15 protein-coding genes are annotated in these 15,948 nt (G+C 67.1%); 5 read left to right on the forward strand and 10 right to left on the reverse strand.

Annotated features, from left to right (window positions below; genetic code table 11):
- Window positions 1-16 precede the first annotated feature (16 nt).
- Window positions 17-919: an RNA polymerase sigma-70 factor gene (locus ACZY08_RS21360; protein ID WP_463746628.1), complete on the forward strand. Its 903-nt coding sequence runs from the start codon at window positions 17-19 to the stop codon at window positions 917-919.
- Window positions 920-1,065: 146 nt separating this feature from the next.
- Window positions 1,066-2,622, forward strand: coding sequence for an acetolactate synthase large subunit (locus tag ACZY08_RS21365; RefSeq protein ID WP_463746629.1), 1,557 nt, complete (start codon window positions 1,066-1,068; stop codon window positions 2,620-2,622).
- Here ACZY08_RS21365 and ACZY08_RS21370 read toward each other — a convergent pair whose 3' ends face one another.
- From ACZY08_RS21370 to ACZY08_RS21390, 5 genes are all read right to left on the reverse strand, one after another.
- Complete coding sequence (locus tag ACZY08_RS21370) at window positions 2,623-3,666, reverse strand: class I SAM-dependent methyltransferase (RefSeq protein ID WP_463746630.1); 1,044 nt, start codon at window positions 3,664-3,666, stop codon at window positions 2,623-2,625. It abuts the gene before it with no gap.
- A gap of 2 nt (window positions 3,667-3,668) precedes the next feature.
- Window positions 3,669-3,911 (reverse strand): LapA family protein, encoded by a 243-nt coding sequence (locus ACZY08_RS21375; protein WP_463746631.1) that lies wholly within the window; start codon window positions 3,909-3,911, stop codon window positions 3,669-3,671.
- Window positions 3,912-4,040: 129 nt separating this feature from the next.
- The gene (locus ACZY08_RS21380) at window positions 4,041-5,414 is read right to left on the reverse strand and encodes a styrene monooxygenase/indole monooxygenase family protein (RefSeq protein WP_463746632.1); all 1,374 of its coding nucleotides are present in this window, start codon (window positions 5,412-5,414) and stop codon (window positions 4,041-4,043) included.
- 65 nt (window positions 5,415-5,479) lie between these two features.
- Window positions 5,480-6,112: an MBL fold metallo-hydrolase gene (locus tag ACZY08_RS21385; RefSeq protein WP_463746633.1), complete on the reverse strand. Its 633-nt coding sequence runs from the start codon at window positions 6,110-6,112 to the stop codon at window positions 5,480-5,482.
- Window positions 6,109-7,197, reverse strand: a complete 1,089-nt coding sequence (locus ACZY08_RS21390) for an S-(hydroxymethyl)mycothiol dehydrogenase (RefSeq protein WP_463746634.1) — start codon at window positions 7,195-7,197, stop codon at window positions 6,109-6,111. Before ACZY08_RS21390 ends, ACZY08_RS21385 begins: the two co-directional genes overlap by 4 nt.
- A 102-nt stretch (window positions 7,198-7,299) precedes the next feature.
- Between ACZY08_RS21390 and ACZY08_RS21395 the strand changes: the two genes are divergently transcribed.
- The 3 genes from ACZY08_RS21395 to ACZY08_RS21405 all read left to right on the forward strand — a co-directional run bounded on the left by ACZY08_RS21395 (window position 7,300) and on the right by ACZY08_RS21405 (window position 9,665).
- Entirely contained in the window at window positions 7,300-8,184 is an 885-nt protein-coding gene (locus tag ACZY08_RS21395; RefSeq protein WP_463746635.1) for a chemotaxis protein CheY, read from the forward strand.
- A gap of 21 nt (window positions 8,185-8,205) precedes the next feature.
- Window positions 8,206-9,039: a serine hydrolase domain-containing protein gene (locus ACZY08_RS21400; protein ID WP_463746910.1), complete on the forward strand. Its 834-nt coding sequence runs from the start codon at window positions 8,206-8,208 to the stop codon at window positions 9,037-9,039.
- Window positions 9,040-9,152: 113 nt separating this feature from the next.
- Complete coding sequence (locus tag ACZY08_RS21405; RefSeq protein WP_166905287.1) at window positions 9,153-9,665, forward strand: DUF3145 domain-containing protein; 513 nt, start codon at window positions 9,153-9,155, stop codon at window positions 9,663-9,665.
- Window positions 9,666-9,669: 4 nt separating this feature from the next.
- Here the strand turns inward: ACZY08_RS21405 and ACZY08_RS21410 are convergent, their stop codons facing one another.
- The 5 genes from ACZY08_RS21410 to ACZY08_RS21430 all read right to left on the reverse strand — a co-directional run bounded on the left by ACZY08_RS21410 (window position 9,670) and on the right by ACZY08_RS21430 (window position 15,843).
- Window positions 9,670-10,197, reverse strand: a complete 528-nt coding sequence (locus ACZY08_RS21410) for a hypothetical protein (RefSeq protein ID WP_463746636.1) — start codon at window positions 10,195-10,197, stop codon at window positions 9,670-9,672.
- A 4-nt stretch (window positions 10,198-10,201) separates the two neighbouring features.
- Entirely contained in the window at window positions 10,202-12,460 is a 2,259-nt protein-coding gene (locus ACZY08_RS21415; RefSeq protein WP_463746637.1) for a DUF4185 domain-containing protein, read from the reverse strand.
- 121 nt (window positions 12,461-12,581) lie between these two features.
- Window positions 12,582-14,036 carry a flavin-containing monooxygenase gene (locus ACZY08_RS21420; RefSeq protein ID WP_463746638.1) on the reverse strand — a complete coding sequence of 485 codons (1,455 nt, stop codon included), beginning with the start codon at window positions 14,034-14,036 and terminating at the stop codon, window positions 12,582-12,584.
- Window positions 14,033-14,962, reverse strand: coding sequence for a patatin-like phospholipase family protein (locus tag ACZY08_RS21425; RefSeq protein WP_463746639.1), 930 nt, complete (start codon window positions 14,960-14,962; stop codon window positions 14,033-14,035). Before ACZY08_RS21425 ends, ACZY08_RS21420 begins: the two co-directional genes overlap by 4 nt.
- Window positions 14,959-15,843, reverse strand: a complete 885-nt coding sequence (locus ACZY08_RS21430; RefSeq protein ID WP_463746640.1) for an SDR family oxidoreductase — start codon at window positions 15,841-15,843, stop codon at window positions 14,959-14,961. The genes ACZY08_RS21425 and ACZY08_RS21430 overlap by 4 nt, the downstream gene beginning before the upstream one ends.
- Between the last annotated feature and the right edge of the window lie 105 nt (window positions 15,844-15,948).

Raw genomic sequence — 15,948 nt, forward strand, 5'->3', positions numbered from 1 at the left:
GACGAAAGGAGATGTCGTGGCTGGGAACACGCACGGCTCAACCCAGCCAACCGAGGCGTTCCTCGCTCACCGCAACCTGCTGTTCACCATCGCCTACGAGATGCTCGGCTCGGCGGCCGACGCCGAAGACGTCCTGCAGGAAACCTGGTTGCGGTGGGTGAAGGTCGATCTGGCGCAGGTGATCGACCAGCGCGCCTACCTCGTCCGGATCACGACTCGCCAATCGCTCAACCGGTTACGGACGATGAAACGCCGCAGAGAGGCGTACGTCGGTCCTTGGCTGCCGGAGCCGCTTCTCACCACCCCGGATGTAGCCGAGGACGTCGAACTCGCCGAGAGCATGTCCATGGCCCTCATGCTCGTCCTCGAGACGTTGTCACCGACCGAGCGCGCCGTGTTCGTACTGCGCGAAGCTTTCGACATCGGTTACGACGAGATTGCCGCAGCCGTCGACAAGAGCCCGGCCGCGGTCCGCCAGATCGCGTACCGGGCCCGCCGGCACGTCGACGCCCGCCGCCCGCGCAACGTCGCCACCCCGAGTCAAGCCCAGGCCGCCGTGCACGCGTTCCAGCGCGCACTCGAAACCCGGGACCTGCAGGGCTTACTCGAGGTCCTCTCCCCGGAGGTCGTCGCCATCAGCGACGGTGGTGGCGTCAAGCAAGCCGCACCACGTCCGATCATCGGCGCCGCAAAGGTGGGTCGCTTCATCACCGGGGGCCTCGGCAGGTTCGGTGCCGCGCTGACCGTTGGGCGGACGGTGGTGAACGGCAATCCGGCACTCATTCTGCGTATGGATGGCGAACTCGACGGCGTCATGGCGGTTCGTGTCGAGGGCTCCCGCATCTCCGGCCTCTACTACGTCCGCAACCCGGACAAGCTCACCCACATCGAATCGGAGATCCCACACTCCGTTCGATGAGAACCCGCCACAGTCGGGGCGGCCAGAACCAAGCACCCCGCACTGGCATCCCGAGCGTCGGCCGATCACTATGGACGGGTGCAGAATCGCCGGCTGAAACATGACCACAGCTTCGTAACGACCAGGACCGTACGGTGCGGGTGCCGATGAGCACCGGCGCTGAAGTAGTGGTGAACCGTCTGCTCGCCGAAGGTGTCGACGTGTGCTTCGCCAACCCGGGCACGTCCGAGATGCACTTCGTCGCCGCGCTGGATGCGGCCCCGGCCATGCGCCCGGTGCTGTGCCTGTTCGAAGGCGTCGCAACCGGAGCCGCCGACGGGTACGCCCGCATCGCCGGCACCCCGGCCGCGACTCTGCTGCATCTCGGCCCGGGAATGGCCAACGGTCTGGCCAATCTGCACAACGCCCGGCGCGCTTTCACCCCGGTGGTCAATGTCGTCGGTGATCATGCGACCTACCACCAACCGCTCGACGCGCCGCTGGAATCCGACATCGACGCGCTCGGACGCTGGACACACGGTTCGGTGCACCGGCCCGAATCGGCCGCCGACCTGGACGCCGCCGTCCACAGCGCCGTGCAAAGTGCGACCGGTGTGCCCGGGCGGGTGGCCACGGTGATCCTTTCTGCCGACTATTCCTGGGGAAGCACACCGCAGAACCCCTTGCCGGACAAAGGTATTGCGGGTCCGGAAACCGGCGATGCCGACACCTTCCTGGACGTGACGGGCGCCGCCGAACTGTTGCGCACCGAGGGGGCGCGTGCGGTGCTGTTGCTCGGCGGTGCCGCCACCCACGCCGACGGCCTGAGGGCGGCAGCGCGAATCAACGCGGCCACCGGGGCGCGCGTCCTGGTCGAGACCTTTCCGGCCCGGCTGGCTCGCGGGAAAGGGGTGCCTGCCATCGAGCGCCTCGGCTACCTGGCCGAGCAGGCCACGCAGCAGCTCTCGGGGGCAACGCATCTGGTGTTGGTCGGCACGAAGTCGCCGGTGTCGTTCTTCGCCTACCCGGGCAAACCGAGCGTGCTGGTGCCCGACGGCGCCGAAGTCGGCGCCCTGCCCATCGATGAATTGACCGGCCTCGCAGATGAATTGGGCGGGGTGGTGCCGACGCCACCGCAACCCGGCCCCGCCGAATTGCCGACGGGCCCACTCAATCCGCAGAACCTGGCGCAGGTGATCGCCGCGCTGCTGCCCGAGAACGCCATCATTTCCGACGAGGCCAACACCAGCGGCGTTTTCCTGCCGGCCGCCACCGCAGGGGCGGCGGTGCACGACGTACTCACGCTCACCGGTGGTGCGATCGGACAGGGCCTGCCCGTGGCGGTGGGGGCAGCGGTTGCCGCACCGGAGCGCCCGGTGATCGCCCTGCAGTCCGACGGCAGTGCCGCATACACCATTTCGGCGCTGTGGACGATGGCCCGCGAAAACCTCGATGTCACCGTGGTGATCCTGAACAACCATGCCTACGCAATCTTGCAGCTCGAGTTGTTACGGGTCGGCACCGAAGCCAATGGAGAACGGTCGCGCTCGCTGCTCGACCTGAGCCGGCCCGACATCGACTTCGCCTCGATAGCACAGGGTTTCGGGGTGCCGGCCACCCGGGCTGCCACCGCGGAAGAGCTCGCCGATCAGTTCCGGACAGCGCTGGCGCAGCCGGGACCGCACCTGATCGACGCGGCGCTGCCGGCCTGGTCGCCAGGTTGATCACTGGCTCGGACGGCGCTTCTCCAACACCACCGCTGCGATCGGAATACGCATCTCCTCGGGCTCTGCGGACAGCCGCGCCGCGATGCCCGCATGCAGCCGGTCGTAGAACACCGGCAACCGGTCCGGGGCGCCCTCGATCACCGCGCCCAGATCGGCGAATGCGGTGAACCGGAGAAAATCCGCCCAGCGGGTGCCGAAAGCGCTTGCGTCCCTGTCGCTGCGGTAGGCGTTGAAGATCCGGTCCTCCGCATCGACCACCTCCACGTGCTGGATCTCCAGCCGCTCGAACCGTCCCGACGGGGCGAACGGTGCGGTGAAATCCGCGGCACGCCGTCCGGCGATCGGAATCGACATTCGGGCCGCCTCATCGGCGCTCACCACGCCATTGGCGATCAGCTCGGTCAGCGCGCCGACAATGGAGCGGAACAACGGCCGATAGCCCAAGTCGCCGTCATCGCTCAAAGCGGTCGTCAACACCACCAGGCGGCCGCCCGGATGCAGCTCGCGGCCGCGAAAAGCGATGAACTCGTGCCAATCGTGAGCCGCTTGCCTGGCATAGGCCGCACGCACCCGGTCGTCGTTGCTGTAGGCCGCGACGACGTGGTCGGCTACCGGCATCGGCACCTTGCTCAGTCTCGCCACTGCCCATGCCGACCAGCCCAGGTGAACACTGTTCGACGGGAGGATCTGGCCGTAGAACGACCGGCCGATCGCCGAACTGAAGGTGGCCGAATCCCGGTGCCGATAGGACTCCGGATCCTCCTCAAGGATCCGGAACATCGTGGAGAAGTCATTGTCGGCGACATCGGTGTGCGTCACCAGAACCGAGTGCTCGGGACGGGTGCGGCCGCGCACGGCTGCGATTGCGGCGTTGATCGGTTGCATCGAATTCTGCGCGGTGCCTGCCCCGTAGTCGGCGATGACGACGGGTTGTGGCGGTGTCGGGATCGGCACCGTGTGCGCCGCCAGCTCAAGAAGCTTGATCGCCGAACTGATTCCGGCGGTGTGCGGGCGGGGTGTGGTCCGGCGCGGCCTGGCCATGGCTAAGGTCGCCGCCGCCGTCGCAGCAACAGTCCGATGAGTACGCCCATGACGAAAATGATGACCAAGATGAACCACATCGGCGACTCGACGGTCACCCACAGCACGTGTACACCCACCCGGTCACGGTTCTGCGCGACGAAGATCGCAGCCAGGGCGACCAAGATCAGGGCCACCCAGTAGCGCAGAGCCAACCGGCGTGCCGGTCGGGCGGTCTCGGTACTCTCCATCTCGTCGCGAGGCATATCCCGACGGTAACCCGCACCCGACCGGCTATGACACACTTCGGCGATGAGTAACAGAGGGGGCGGCCCGCGGACGGCGACCGAGGCGGAGTTCGAAGCGGAGAAGCGCCGGATCTTGGAGGGCTGAGGTCAAGCGGCCCGCGTTGCCAAGCCGGACCGTTGGAATGATCCGGCCGGGACGAACCGTTCCAGTAGTGCATCGGCAGGCTCGCCGGAGAACTCGGTGATCAGCGCCTTGGCGGCGGCCACAGAGCGAAGCGATTCGATGGGCCGTGGATCGTCCAGCAGCCCATAGAGTTTCGAGGCAAAGCGGGGGCTGCCCTGCGCCGCCGCGAAGAACAGGTTGCCGTACTCGGACAGCTCCGGATCGGACAGGAACAACCGGGTCACCAGTTGCGCGGCCCGCGCCCGGTCTGCATAGAAATCCTCGAACGTGCGGCGCAGCCAGGCCTCGTCGAACGGCCCATCGTGTGCGGCCGCCTTGCGGATCAGCGCCGCGGCCTGCACCAGCCCACCCTGGGCGCCCTGGCCGGCGATCGGATCGTAGGTGATCGCGGTGTCACCGAGGGCGGCCACCGGATGACCGTTCGCGGTGTGGCCCACTCCGGTCCGTACCACCTGGGTGACCCCGCCTTTGAGCCATGAGTGTGGATCCGCCTCGATGATCCTGAGCTCACCGACCTCCGGCAGATCCCAGTCGATGTAGTCACGGTGCAATGCGGTGACGACATCGAGCGCGGATTGCGCGTCCTCGGCGCCGGCGAAGCGATGCTCCCACTCGCTGCCGGGGCGGGCCCAGCCCAGAAAAGCCCATGTAGGCCCGGCGTCCTTGTGCAGGTACCCGCCCCACCACGCCTCGCCCTGATCGGAGACCACCGTCAAGGCGCTGTGGCGGCCACCGGCGCTGCTGCGATGGGCGAAAACCTCAGGCCCGTAAGGTAACCCGGCCAAGGTCACGGTCAACAGGCTGCGCTGGGGCCGATCGTATGCAGATCGCTCGGTGTCGACAGGAAAGAGCGAGGACAATCCGCCGCGCCCGGTGGCAACCAAGGTCAGGTCGGCACCCGCGGCGATCCCGTCCAGTCGCTCCGGATCGACGGCCTCGACCACGAACCGCCCACCCCGCTGCTGGAACAGGGTGAGACGGTCGTCGGCCTTGAGCCGGGTATCCACCGCGACCCCGACGAACCCGTCGAAATCGACGTCGAAGGCGATCTCCTCCGACCGGTCCGGGCCTGAACCGTCGACCACCCGCACACTTTCGCCGGTCGACGTCGGGGCGGTGGCCAGGTAGGTGTTGAGGCCCAGCGACTCCTCGGCCCGCTGGGTTTCCCCGAAGATCAGGGCGGTGCCGGTGGCGGGAACGTCGTCACGCAAGCTGCGCTGATCCCGGGCGCTGTAGAGGGTGACCTCAAACCCGTTGTCCAACAGCCCGAGAGCTGCGGTCACCCCGGTCTGCCCGGCGCCGATCACTGCTGCGGTACGCCCATCCGAACTCGTCATGGTGCCACTATGGGCGCGCTGTTGCCTGCCGGTAAGGAACTGGCTCAGCGTGATCGCAAACGGCGTCAGTGCCCGCGTGCCACCCATTCGTCGTAGTGGACGATCTCGTCGCCGATGGTGGTCGTGTCGCCGTGGCCGGTGTAGACGACGGTCTCGCCGGGCAGCAGGCCCAGCCGCTTCGAGATCGAGTCCAGGATGGTCGGGAAGTCGGAGAACGACCGTCCGGTCGCACCCGGCCCGCCCTGGAACAGGGTGTCGCCCGAGACCACCGCGTTGAGCTCGGGGATCGACCAGCAGACCGACCCGGGAGAGTGCCCGGGGGTGTGCAGGGCATGCAGTTCGATGCCACCGGCCCGCAACACGAGACCGTCCTCGACAGTACGAAACTCACTGTCGGGGTGGACGACTCGCCACAACATCTCGTCGGCCGGGTGCAACAGCACCGGGGCATCCAGCGCCTTGCCCAGTTCGGGTGCGACGGTGATGTGGTCGTTGTGGCCGTGTGTGCAGACCACCGCGACGACGTTGCGCCCGCCTACGGCCTCGATGATCGGGGCAGCGGTGTGGGCCGCGTCGAACACCACGACATCTTTGTCGTCGCCGACGACCCAGATGTTGTTGTCGACGTCCCAGCTGCCGCCGTCGAGTTCGAAGGTGCCGCTGGTGACTACTCGCTGGATCTGAGCCGGCCCGGTCACTTCAGCACCACCACGGACCGCAGCACCTCACCCGAGTGCATCTTGTGGAACGCATCCTCGATCGCGTCGAGGCCGATGCGCTCGGAGACGAACTTCTCCAATGGCAGCCTGCCCTGCAGGTACAGGGAGATCAGGGTGGGGAAGTCGCGCTCGGGCAGGCAGTCGCCGTACCAGGAGGACTTCAAAGATCCGCCGCGGGAGAAGAAGTCGACCAACGGCATCTCCAGCGTCATGTCCGGGGTCGGGACGCCGACCAGCACGACGGTGCCGGCCAGGTCGCGTGCGTAGAAGGCTTGCTTCCAGGTTTCGGGGCGGCCGACCGCGTCGATCACGACATCGGCGCCGAAGCCGTCGGTGAGGTCCTGGATGGTCGCGACGGCATCGAGCTCACGGGCGTTGATGGTGTGGGTGGCCCCGAAATCGCGGGCCCAGTTCAGCTTCTTGTTGTCGGTGTCGACGGCGATGATCTTCTTCGCTCCGACCAGGGCGGCACCGGCGATCGCGGCATCGCCCACGCCGCCACAGCCGATGACCGCGACGGTGTCGTCACGCGTCACCGCACCGGTGTTGATCGCCGCGCCGAGGCCGGCCATCACGCCACAGCCGAGCAGGCCGGCCACCGCCGGGTCGGCCGCCGAATCCACCTTGGTGCACTGACCTTCGTGAACCAGGGTCTTGTCGGCGAACGCGCCGATACCCAGCGCCGGGGTCAGCTCGGTGCCGTCGGTCAGAGTCATCTTCTGGGCGGCGTTGTGGGTGTCGAAGCACAGGTGCGGGCGACCGCGCTTGCAGGCGCGGCACTCACCACACACCGCGCGCCAGTTGAGGATCACGAAGTCACCGGGTTCGACGTGGGTGACGCCCTCGCCGACCGATTCGACAGTGCCGGCGGCCTCATGCCCCAGCAGGAACGGGTATTCGTCGTTGATGCCGCCCTCGCGGTAGGTCAGGTCGGTATGGCACACGCCGCAGGCGATGATGTCGACCACCACCTCGCCGGGACCCGGATCGGGGATGACAATGTCGACCAGTTCGACGGGCTGCTTCTTGCTCCGGGAGATCACACCACGCACTGTCTGAGGCATGCTTATAACTTAATGCAAACCGGACAGGTGTCCAATTGCCGGCCGGATGTTGTCGTCGACCGAATCTCGGGCCGGCGGAGCGTCCTCGCGTTACCGTGGGTTGTGGTCGACGATCGAACCCAACTGCTGGTAGTCGCACGCTCGGCGTATCGGCGAAATGACTGGCGTACCAGCTACGAATCCTTCAGCCGCGTCGACGGAGTGCAGGCCCTCGACACCGACGATCTTGCCGTGTTCGCCTCCGCGGCCTGGCGGCAGGGGCACGGCCGCGAATCCGTGCGGATCAACGAACAGGTGCACACGCGACTGCTGCGCACCGACCCGGTGCAGGCTGCGATGAAGGCAGCAGAACTCGGCCTGGCCTGGCTGGCCCGTGGGCATGTCGCGCTGGCCGGAAGTTGGGGCCAACGGGCGCAGGTGCTGCTCGACGGTGTTCCGGAGACCACCGCGCACGGCTACCTGACATACCTGCTCGCAGCGACGGCGGCCGATACCGGAGATGACGAGCGATCCGTCACTGCGACAGCACGGTTGGCTGCCATCGCCGAGCATCTCGATGATGCGGCACTGGGCACGTTGGCGCGGGCGCTGGGCGGCATGGCGGCCGTCGCGGCCGGCGACTCGACCGGGTACCGCGCCCTGGATCAGGTGCTGCTGCCGGTGCTCGACGAACCGGTCCCGGTGGAGTGGGCGGCAGACGTGTACCGCCGAGCGTTGAACCTGGTGCACGGGCGGGGTGCCGGTGAGCGGGTGTCGTCCTGGACGCAGTCGATGCAGCGGTGGTGTGAGGCCACCGAACCGGAATCGACCCAGTCGGCCTACCGTGCGGTCTGCGATGTGCACCGGCTCTCGGCGGTCGCCGACGGCGATCCGGGGGAGTTGGTTCGGCGGGCGGTCGGCCTGCGTCGCCTGGTCGTCGACGTGGACGCGGTGGCAGCGAGCATGGTCGAGGAATTGCTTTCCCGGAATCTGGGTCGGGCCCGATAGATTTTGCGGGTGATGAGCCCGATGAACGCTGCCGATGTTCTCGACGTGATCGATACCTGGCCGGTCGACTCGGCGGCCGCGGCCGTGGTCGGCCCGTCCGGGGTACTGGCCAGCCGTGGCGACGCGAGCAAGGCCTTCACGTTGGCCTCGGTGACCAAACCGCTCGTGGCCCGGGCCGTGCAGATCGCGATCGAAGAGGGCGCCGTCGAACTCGACACCCCGGCCGGCCCGCCCGGTTCGACGATCCGCCACCTGTTGGCGCACGCGTCGGGGGTGTCCATGCGTTCGGCCGAGGTGCTGGCGCGTCCGGGGCAGCGTCGGATCTATTCGAACTACGGTTTCGAACTGTTGGCCCGCGCCGTCGAGGAAGCCGCCGACATCGAGTTCGCCGGCTATCTGACCGAAGCGGTGTTCGAGCCGCTGCAAATGTCCACATCCACGTTGTTGGGCGGGACGCAGGCAGCCGGGTTCGGCGGCGTGTCGACTGTTGCCGACCTGGCGATGTTCGCCGCTGAGTTGCTTCGTCCGGCACTGGTGTCACAGCAATTGCACGACGATGCGGTGACGGTGCAGTTTCCCGGGCTCGATGGGGTGTTGCCGGGGTTCGGGGTGCAACGCCCCAATGACTGGGGACTGGGGTTCGAGCTCCGGGACGCCAAATCTCCGCACTGGACCGGCTCGGCAAACTCTCCGCGCACGTTCGGGCATTTCGGCCAATCGGGCACGTTTCTTTGGGTGGATCCGGCCGCTGACCTGGCCTTGGTGGTGCTCACCGACCGCGACTTCGGGGACTGGACCTACTCGCTGTGGCCGGCAATATCTGATGGTGTCCTGAGAGAAAGCGGGACAGACTAGCGCAACACTGGCCACACAAGGCACAATAGACACGCGCGGCACACACAACTGCATGCTCGATCGGAATACCAGGCCGTTGGGGAAGACGTCCCTCGTATCCGAAGGAGTAGCAGATGCGTGCGTCGAACCAGTTCGCCGACGCGGCGACGGGCGTGGTGTATGTCCATGCCTCACCCGCGGCGGTATGCCCGCATGTTGAGTGGGCGTTGTCGTCGACCCTGTCGGCGCGGGCCAACCTAAAGTGGACTCCGCAAGCGGCCATGCCCGGCCAGTTGCGCGCGGTCACCAACTGGGTTGGGCCCGTCGGCACCGGGGCGCAGTTGGCCAATGCCCTGCGCTCCTGGTCTGTGCTGCGCTTCGAGGTGACCGAGGACCCCAGCGCCGGAGTGGACGGGCACCGCTGGTGCCACACCCCCCACCTCGGTCTGTGGAGCGGCGCGATGAGTGCCAACGGGGACGTGATGGTCGGCGAGATGCGGCTGCGGTCCCTGATGGCCGGCGGCGCCGACATGTTGGCCGCCGAACTCGACACCGTGCTGGGTACCGCGTGGGACGAGTCACTCGAGCCCTACCGCAACGGAGGTGACGGCGCCGAGGTGTCGTGGCTGAACCGGGGCGTCGGATAGCTCGTCAGCTGCGCGCCCAGAGGCAGTAGCCGCTGAGCTTCGCTGTGAACATGTGGTCGCTGATCTCGATGGTCAGCGGTTGGCCCGGTTCGGCGCTGAAAGTCTCGGGCTCCGACGTCTCGCCGGCGCCCAGGACATCGACAACATCGGCACTGCAATGGGCCTCGGCGGTCTGCGGGGTCGCCGTCCAGGTGCCTGCTGCGGCTTCCGGATTCCGTCGGCCCTGCCCGTGCAGGATCATCGGCGCCGGGCCGGTCGTCAGCCAGCGGTCCGACGACGGGTACGGACCACCGAACACCTGCCAGGTCCCGGTAGTGCATTGCAGCAGGCGCCGGTTGTTGCCGAGTTGTCCGGGCTCGGCCAGAGTCAGTGCACCGGCCAGGTTTTCGGTGCATGACGAGTCCGGTTGCGGCGCGGTGGTGTCGGGTGGACCGGGAGGCGCCGGCTCCGGATCGGCGTGAGCACACGCGCTCGTGCTGAGTGCGGCAGCCACGATGATCACCGCCCCGCCCGACGCAAACACCCGGTACATGGCCCTACACCGAGACCGTCTTCATCGATGCCAGGTCGGTCTGCATCAACCGGACGTTGTAGTCACCCCAGTAGGACAGGTTGTAGTACAGGTACTGCGAGTTGTCCTCGACCACATTGCCGTTGGCATCGACGGTGTTGAAGTAGTCGGTGCCCGACATCGGGTGGACCATCGGCGCGTACATGCCGGTGTCGCTCGTCAGGTTGTTCTTCACCAGCGTCGTGGTATCCGACCATTCACCCTGCGGCGAGTCCGACACCCGCATCACCACGTTGTTACCGCCATCGGTGTAGAGCACGACGTACTTGCCCAGATACTCGTTGTACTGCACCGACATCTCGCTGACATTTCCGTTCGTGGGCAGACCGCCGACCCAGATACCGTTCGCGACCTTGGTGAACAACCCGAAGGTGAAGAAGTCCGCGACCCGGTAGACGGTCGGCAGGAAATCGGTTCGGCTGGAGCCGAACACCGGGGCTGCCGCCGACGGGTCACCGGTCACCCATTGCCCGGCACCGCTGGAATCCTCACCGGCGAAGTACTCATAGGCGTCCAGGTTGGTGATCTGATCCTTTTGTACCCGTGCCACGTAGGCCGAGCCCTGCCTGCCCGATGGCGTTCCGTACACATAGACGTACGGATCGGTCGGGTCGTCCGACATCACCAGCGCGTTCTGCTGGAAATGCTCGTCGCCGGGGACGTAGGCCGGCCCTGCGCGGAACCAGCCCGAGGAACGCACGGTGTCGCGGTCGACGGTCCAGGTCTTGCCGCCGTCGTCGGAGTAGGCGATCGCGGAGTAGTTCGTGGTCCAGCTGCCCGGGTTGTCCCAGGTGCGGATCGACATCACGGTGGCGTACTGCCGGTAACCGCCTTCGGCGCCAGGCTTTTCGATCGCGATCGCCGACGTCGGGATCATCGTGTAGGTCTGGCCGAACAGCCCGTTGAGGCCGCCTGGGTCGTAGATGATCTGTGAGGCGCCGGCGGCCGAGCCCCCGGTGCCGTACCACTGATGAACCCCGGCGGGGTCGCCGGGATACTGCGCCCCGGCATTGATCACGGCATCGCTGAATTGGAGACCGTTGGACAGATTGGTGTCGGCGGTGCGGAACAACACGTTGTTGCGCCAGTCGCCGGCCATGCCCGGCTCGCTATAGGTATCGCCGAACAAGGCGTAGACGATCGGTTTTCCGGTCACCGGGTCGGTGTAACCGCTGTTCCACATGATGCCGAGGTCTGTGCCCGCGACGTACCAGTGGTCGGTGACGCCGGGGCCGGTGACCCACCCGAGCTTGGTGGTGTAATCGGCCAAAGACGACGGGACCTGAGGTTTGGGCGTCAGGTCATCGGTCTGCACCGCCGCATTGGGAGTGGCTGCCATCGGCTGGATCTCGCCCTCGGCCACCACCGACGCGGCGTCGTCGGCCGAGACCACGCGTGACCCGATCGGATTGATCGACCGCTCGAATTCCCTTCGCGTCCACGCCATCATGGCCCAGAGCGCGGGGGACTGGCCGGGGGCGACCGGGCTGGTTCCCGCACCGAACGGTGACAGCCCCGCGACGCCCAGCAATGCTGAGATCACCGGCGTGGCGGTGACTTTGGGGGCTGTGGTCGGCGCGGCCGGGACGACGGACTTCTCCGGCACGACGTCGGGGATGTCGAACGTGGTGACCTCGGTGCGCAGCGTGGAGACGACGTCGCGGCCGCGTTGGGCGACGTTTTCGGTGGCGTCGTCGAGGCGTACCACCACGGTGTTGGGACGTTGTGCGCGCCGCAGAGCGGGTGCAGAGGTCGCCGCTTCCGGGACGATCCGGGCGGTATCGACCTTGTCGGGCTTCTGGCCGGTGCCGGCCTTTGTCCCGGCATCAAGGGCATCGGTGAGGGTGCCCTGAATCTTGCTCCGGGGCTTGGACGTCTGGTTCCGCAGCGGCGTGCGGGCGGAGGCCAGGCGGCTCTGCGTCTGCTTGATCGCGTCACCGACGTCGTTCAGGCCGGACTCGACGTCCTTGCGGATCCGCTCGCCGATCTTCGACACCGCGCCGGACGGAGTGGTCGCCGGCTTCTTGATGCTCGACGGTTTGCCCGGGTTCTGCTTCGTTCCTGAGTTCGAGGTGGAGCCGTCGGAGCTTCCCGCCGTCGAATTGCCGGTACCGCTGGGTCCGCTTTCGGCCCAGGCGATTCCGGTCCCGGAAGTCAAGGCCGTGCCGATGCCGAGAGCAACGGCCAGCGCGCCGACGCGGCCGATGTATTTCGTCGATTCCATGACGCTCCGTACCAGTCCACTCAGTCACAACCCCGGCCCGAACGAAACGTACCGTGTGCCGTTCACGGTGTCGGGCAAACACGCCGAATCGCAGGAAGAGGGCTTGATGCGTGGCTCGCCGTCACCGGATCCGGTAGTGGGCGGGGTCCGGTTCGGACAGCATGCGGGTGAGGGTGGCCCGGTCGAACGGCCACAGGTCGATGGTTCCGGCGTCGGTGAAGTACCACGAATTGCACCCGGTGTTCCACACCGTCGGACCGAGCCCGTCGGCGACCGCGGTGTTGAACTCGTCGGTGGCCTCCTCGGTGACCTCGACCTCGGACAGTTCCGCGTTTTCAAATCGCTTGAGCCAGGCCACGATGTAGCCGGCGGTGCGCTCGGCCGAGTACTGCAAAGGGATGGACCCGGTCGGTGAGTTCGGGCCCAGCACGGTGAACAGGTTCGGAAAGCCGGGGATCGCTGTCATGCGGTAGGCCCGTGGGCCCTTGACCCACGCATCGTCGAGGGTGAGGCCGTCGCGGCCCACGATATTCATCGGCCGCATGTAGTTGTGCGCCTGGAAACCCGTGGCCAGCACCGCGACATCGACTTCGTGGTGCGTGCCGTCAGCGGTGCGGATTCCCGTCGGGGTGAATTCCTGGATGGGTTCGTCGACCAGTTTGGCGTTGGGGCGTTTGATGGCGCGGTAGTACGTGCCCGAGACCACCTGTCGTTTACACAGCGGTTCATAGTCCGGAGTGAGTTTTGCCCGCAGTGCGGGGTCACGGACCTGGACGGCCAGACTCCATCGGGCATAGGACTGCACCAACGTGCGTCGCCACGACGGGGTGGTGACGACGTCGGCAAGGATGTTGGCTCCCCACTGCAGTCGCCGGAACAGAAAGTCATGCCATCCCGGCCGCCGGCGGAGCACCCTGGCGATCACCGACGACTGCCGCAGCGACATCGGCGCCCACAGGATCCACTGCGGCGATCTGGCGAAGTGCAAGAGAGTGCGTGCGTTGGGCTGCAAGGCCGAAACAACCTGCACGCCAGTGGATCCCGTGCCGATCACGGCGATACGCCGGCCGTCGGTCTTTACCGTCGGGTCCCACCGCGCGGTGTGCACGATCGGTCCGCCGAAGGTGTCCATACCGGGAATGTCGGGTATCGACGGGTGGTGCAGCACCCCGGTGGCGCAGATGACGAAATCGGCTGTCAGGGTGTCGCCGTCACTGGTGGTGAGCGTCCACGACGTGGTGCTGCTGTCGTAGCGGGCCTCGACGACTTCGGTGTTGCACCGCAGATGGGCGTCGAGTCCGAATCGTTCCATGACGTCGCGGTGATAGCGCTGGATGTCCTGCCCGCCGGCCCAGATGTGGCTCCAGTCCGGTTTGGGCGCGAACGAGAACTGGTAGATCTGCGACGGGACGTCACAGGTGAGGCCCGGGTAGCGGTTCCAGTGCCAGACTCCGCCGACATCCGAACCCTTTTCCAGGATGGTGAAATTCGTGAACCCGGCTTGCTTGAGCGTGTATGCGGTGGCGATGCCGGCCATCCCCGCTCCGATGATGACGATGCGGACCTCGCGGCTCACCGAGCGTCCTCACTGACTGCGAGCGCACGTCGGACTGTGAAAGGTGTGGTGCGCATCGATGCCTCGAACGCCGACTGTCGTCGGCTACGCCGCATGAAGTGTGAACCCAGGCCCGCGAGGTCGTCAGCGTCGGGCCGGATGACGACGACCTGCGCGCCGCGCGCCCGCACCGCCGCCACTTCGCGGTCCAGCCCGACCGACATCGGCCGGCGCAACAGTCGATGCTCCAGCCTTCCACCGAGTCCCGGTGCACGCGTACCTGGTTCGGAGGCCATTGGGGTGATCACGTAGATGGTCTCGGCATCATCGGAGGCGATCAGATCGACCGATGCGGTCGATGCGGCGCCGCCGTCTACGAACTGGCGGCCGCCGATCGTGACCGGGGGCATCCAGCCCGGCACCGCCCAGGACGCGCGTAGCGCTTCGCCCGCGGTGGCCTCCGGTGCGCCGGGCGCCCCGAACACGACACGCTCGCCACGCTGGTAGTCGAAGGCGACCATCCGGATGCCAGGGTGTGTCAGCCACCCCGCTGGATCGGAGAACCCGTCGGCGAGACGCTGCAACCAGTCCGCGTTGCCGCGCCCAGCGGGAGCGATGCCGGTGGCGGCGGCCAGGCCCCGTTGACTCCCGAGCAGGCGCGGGTTGAGCAGTCGGGGCGCCGGGATCGGCGGCATGCTGGACGGCGTGTCCGCGACATGCCGGCGCAGGCGCTCGTCGGTGGAGGTGCCGCGGTGCATCGCGACGAGATCGTCCACTGTGGCGCCGCCGCCCAGCATCGTGACGAGCTCGGCGCCCGCCGAAGTGCCTTGCAGCACGGCGGTGTCACGCGGATCCCACCCGGTCTGTTCGGCCAGGGCGTGCAGCGCCGCGACCGTCCACGCGCCTCCGATGGTGCCACCGCAACCGATCACCACTGCCCTCGTCATGGAGTCACCCCGGAATCGGGCTGCACGGCATGGGCTTTCGACTGCCGGTCGATGCGCTGCAGGTACGTGGACCGGCCCTTCTCGTCGAGGGCGGTCAGGGCACGGCGGTCGTCGATCCTGTCTCGCACCGCGCGCTGGATCGCCTCGGGTACCAGGGCGTCGACAAGGGCCCACCCGGGGGCGACCCAACCTGGGACCGACGTGCGGGCGGCCCGGCTCCGCAGGGTCTTGAGGATCGCTCGCGCGACGTCGTCGGGATCCACGGTGGGGAGACCATTTCCGAGCCGCACACCCGAGGTGAGCTCGGTGCGAACCGCCGACGGCAGCACGGCCGACACGGAGACCCCGGTGCCTGCGTACTCGCGACGTGCCGCCAGCGAGGCGCCGAGTGCGGCGAACTTGCTGGCGTTGTAGGTCACCATGCCCGGGATCGGGATCATGCCCGCCATCGACGCCACATTCACGACGTGACCACAACCACGGTCCACCATCGACGGGACGACGGCGCGCATGCCGTTCAAGACGCCACGCACGTTGACGTCGAGGATCAGGTCAGTGGTGGCCTCGGGTTCGGCAGCGAACGCGCCGAGCGGCATGACCCCGGCGTTGTTGACCAGGATGTCGATGCCGCCTGATTCGCGGACGGCGTCCGCGACGAATCGATCCCACGACGACCGCTGCGTGACATCGAGATATGCCGCCCGGCAGCGGGGGATACCGGCCGCGGTCGTCGCGGCCACATCGGCATCGACATCGCCGATCCACACGGTGGCGCCGCGGGCGGAGAACAGCTCCGCCGTCTTGGCGCCGATGCCACGCGCCCCGCCGGTGACGATGACCACCGCCCCGTCCGCCAACCCCTGCCGCTGTGAAAACCGCACGTCATTCCTCCCCTTGAGTCGCCTCACGACCGTTCGCATACTGACGGTATCCGAATACTTTGAGTTAATTCAATACCCAAAGTCCGCTCCGAACTATCATCAGCG

Source organism: Mycobacterium sp. IDUB_9 (assembly GCF_055419505.1).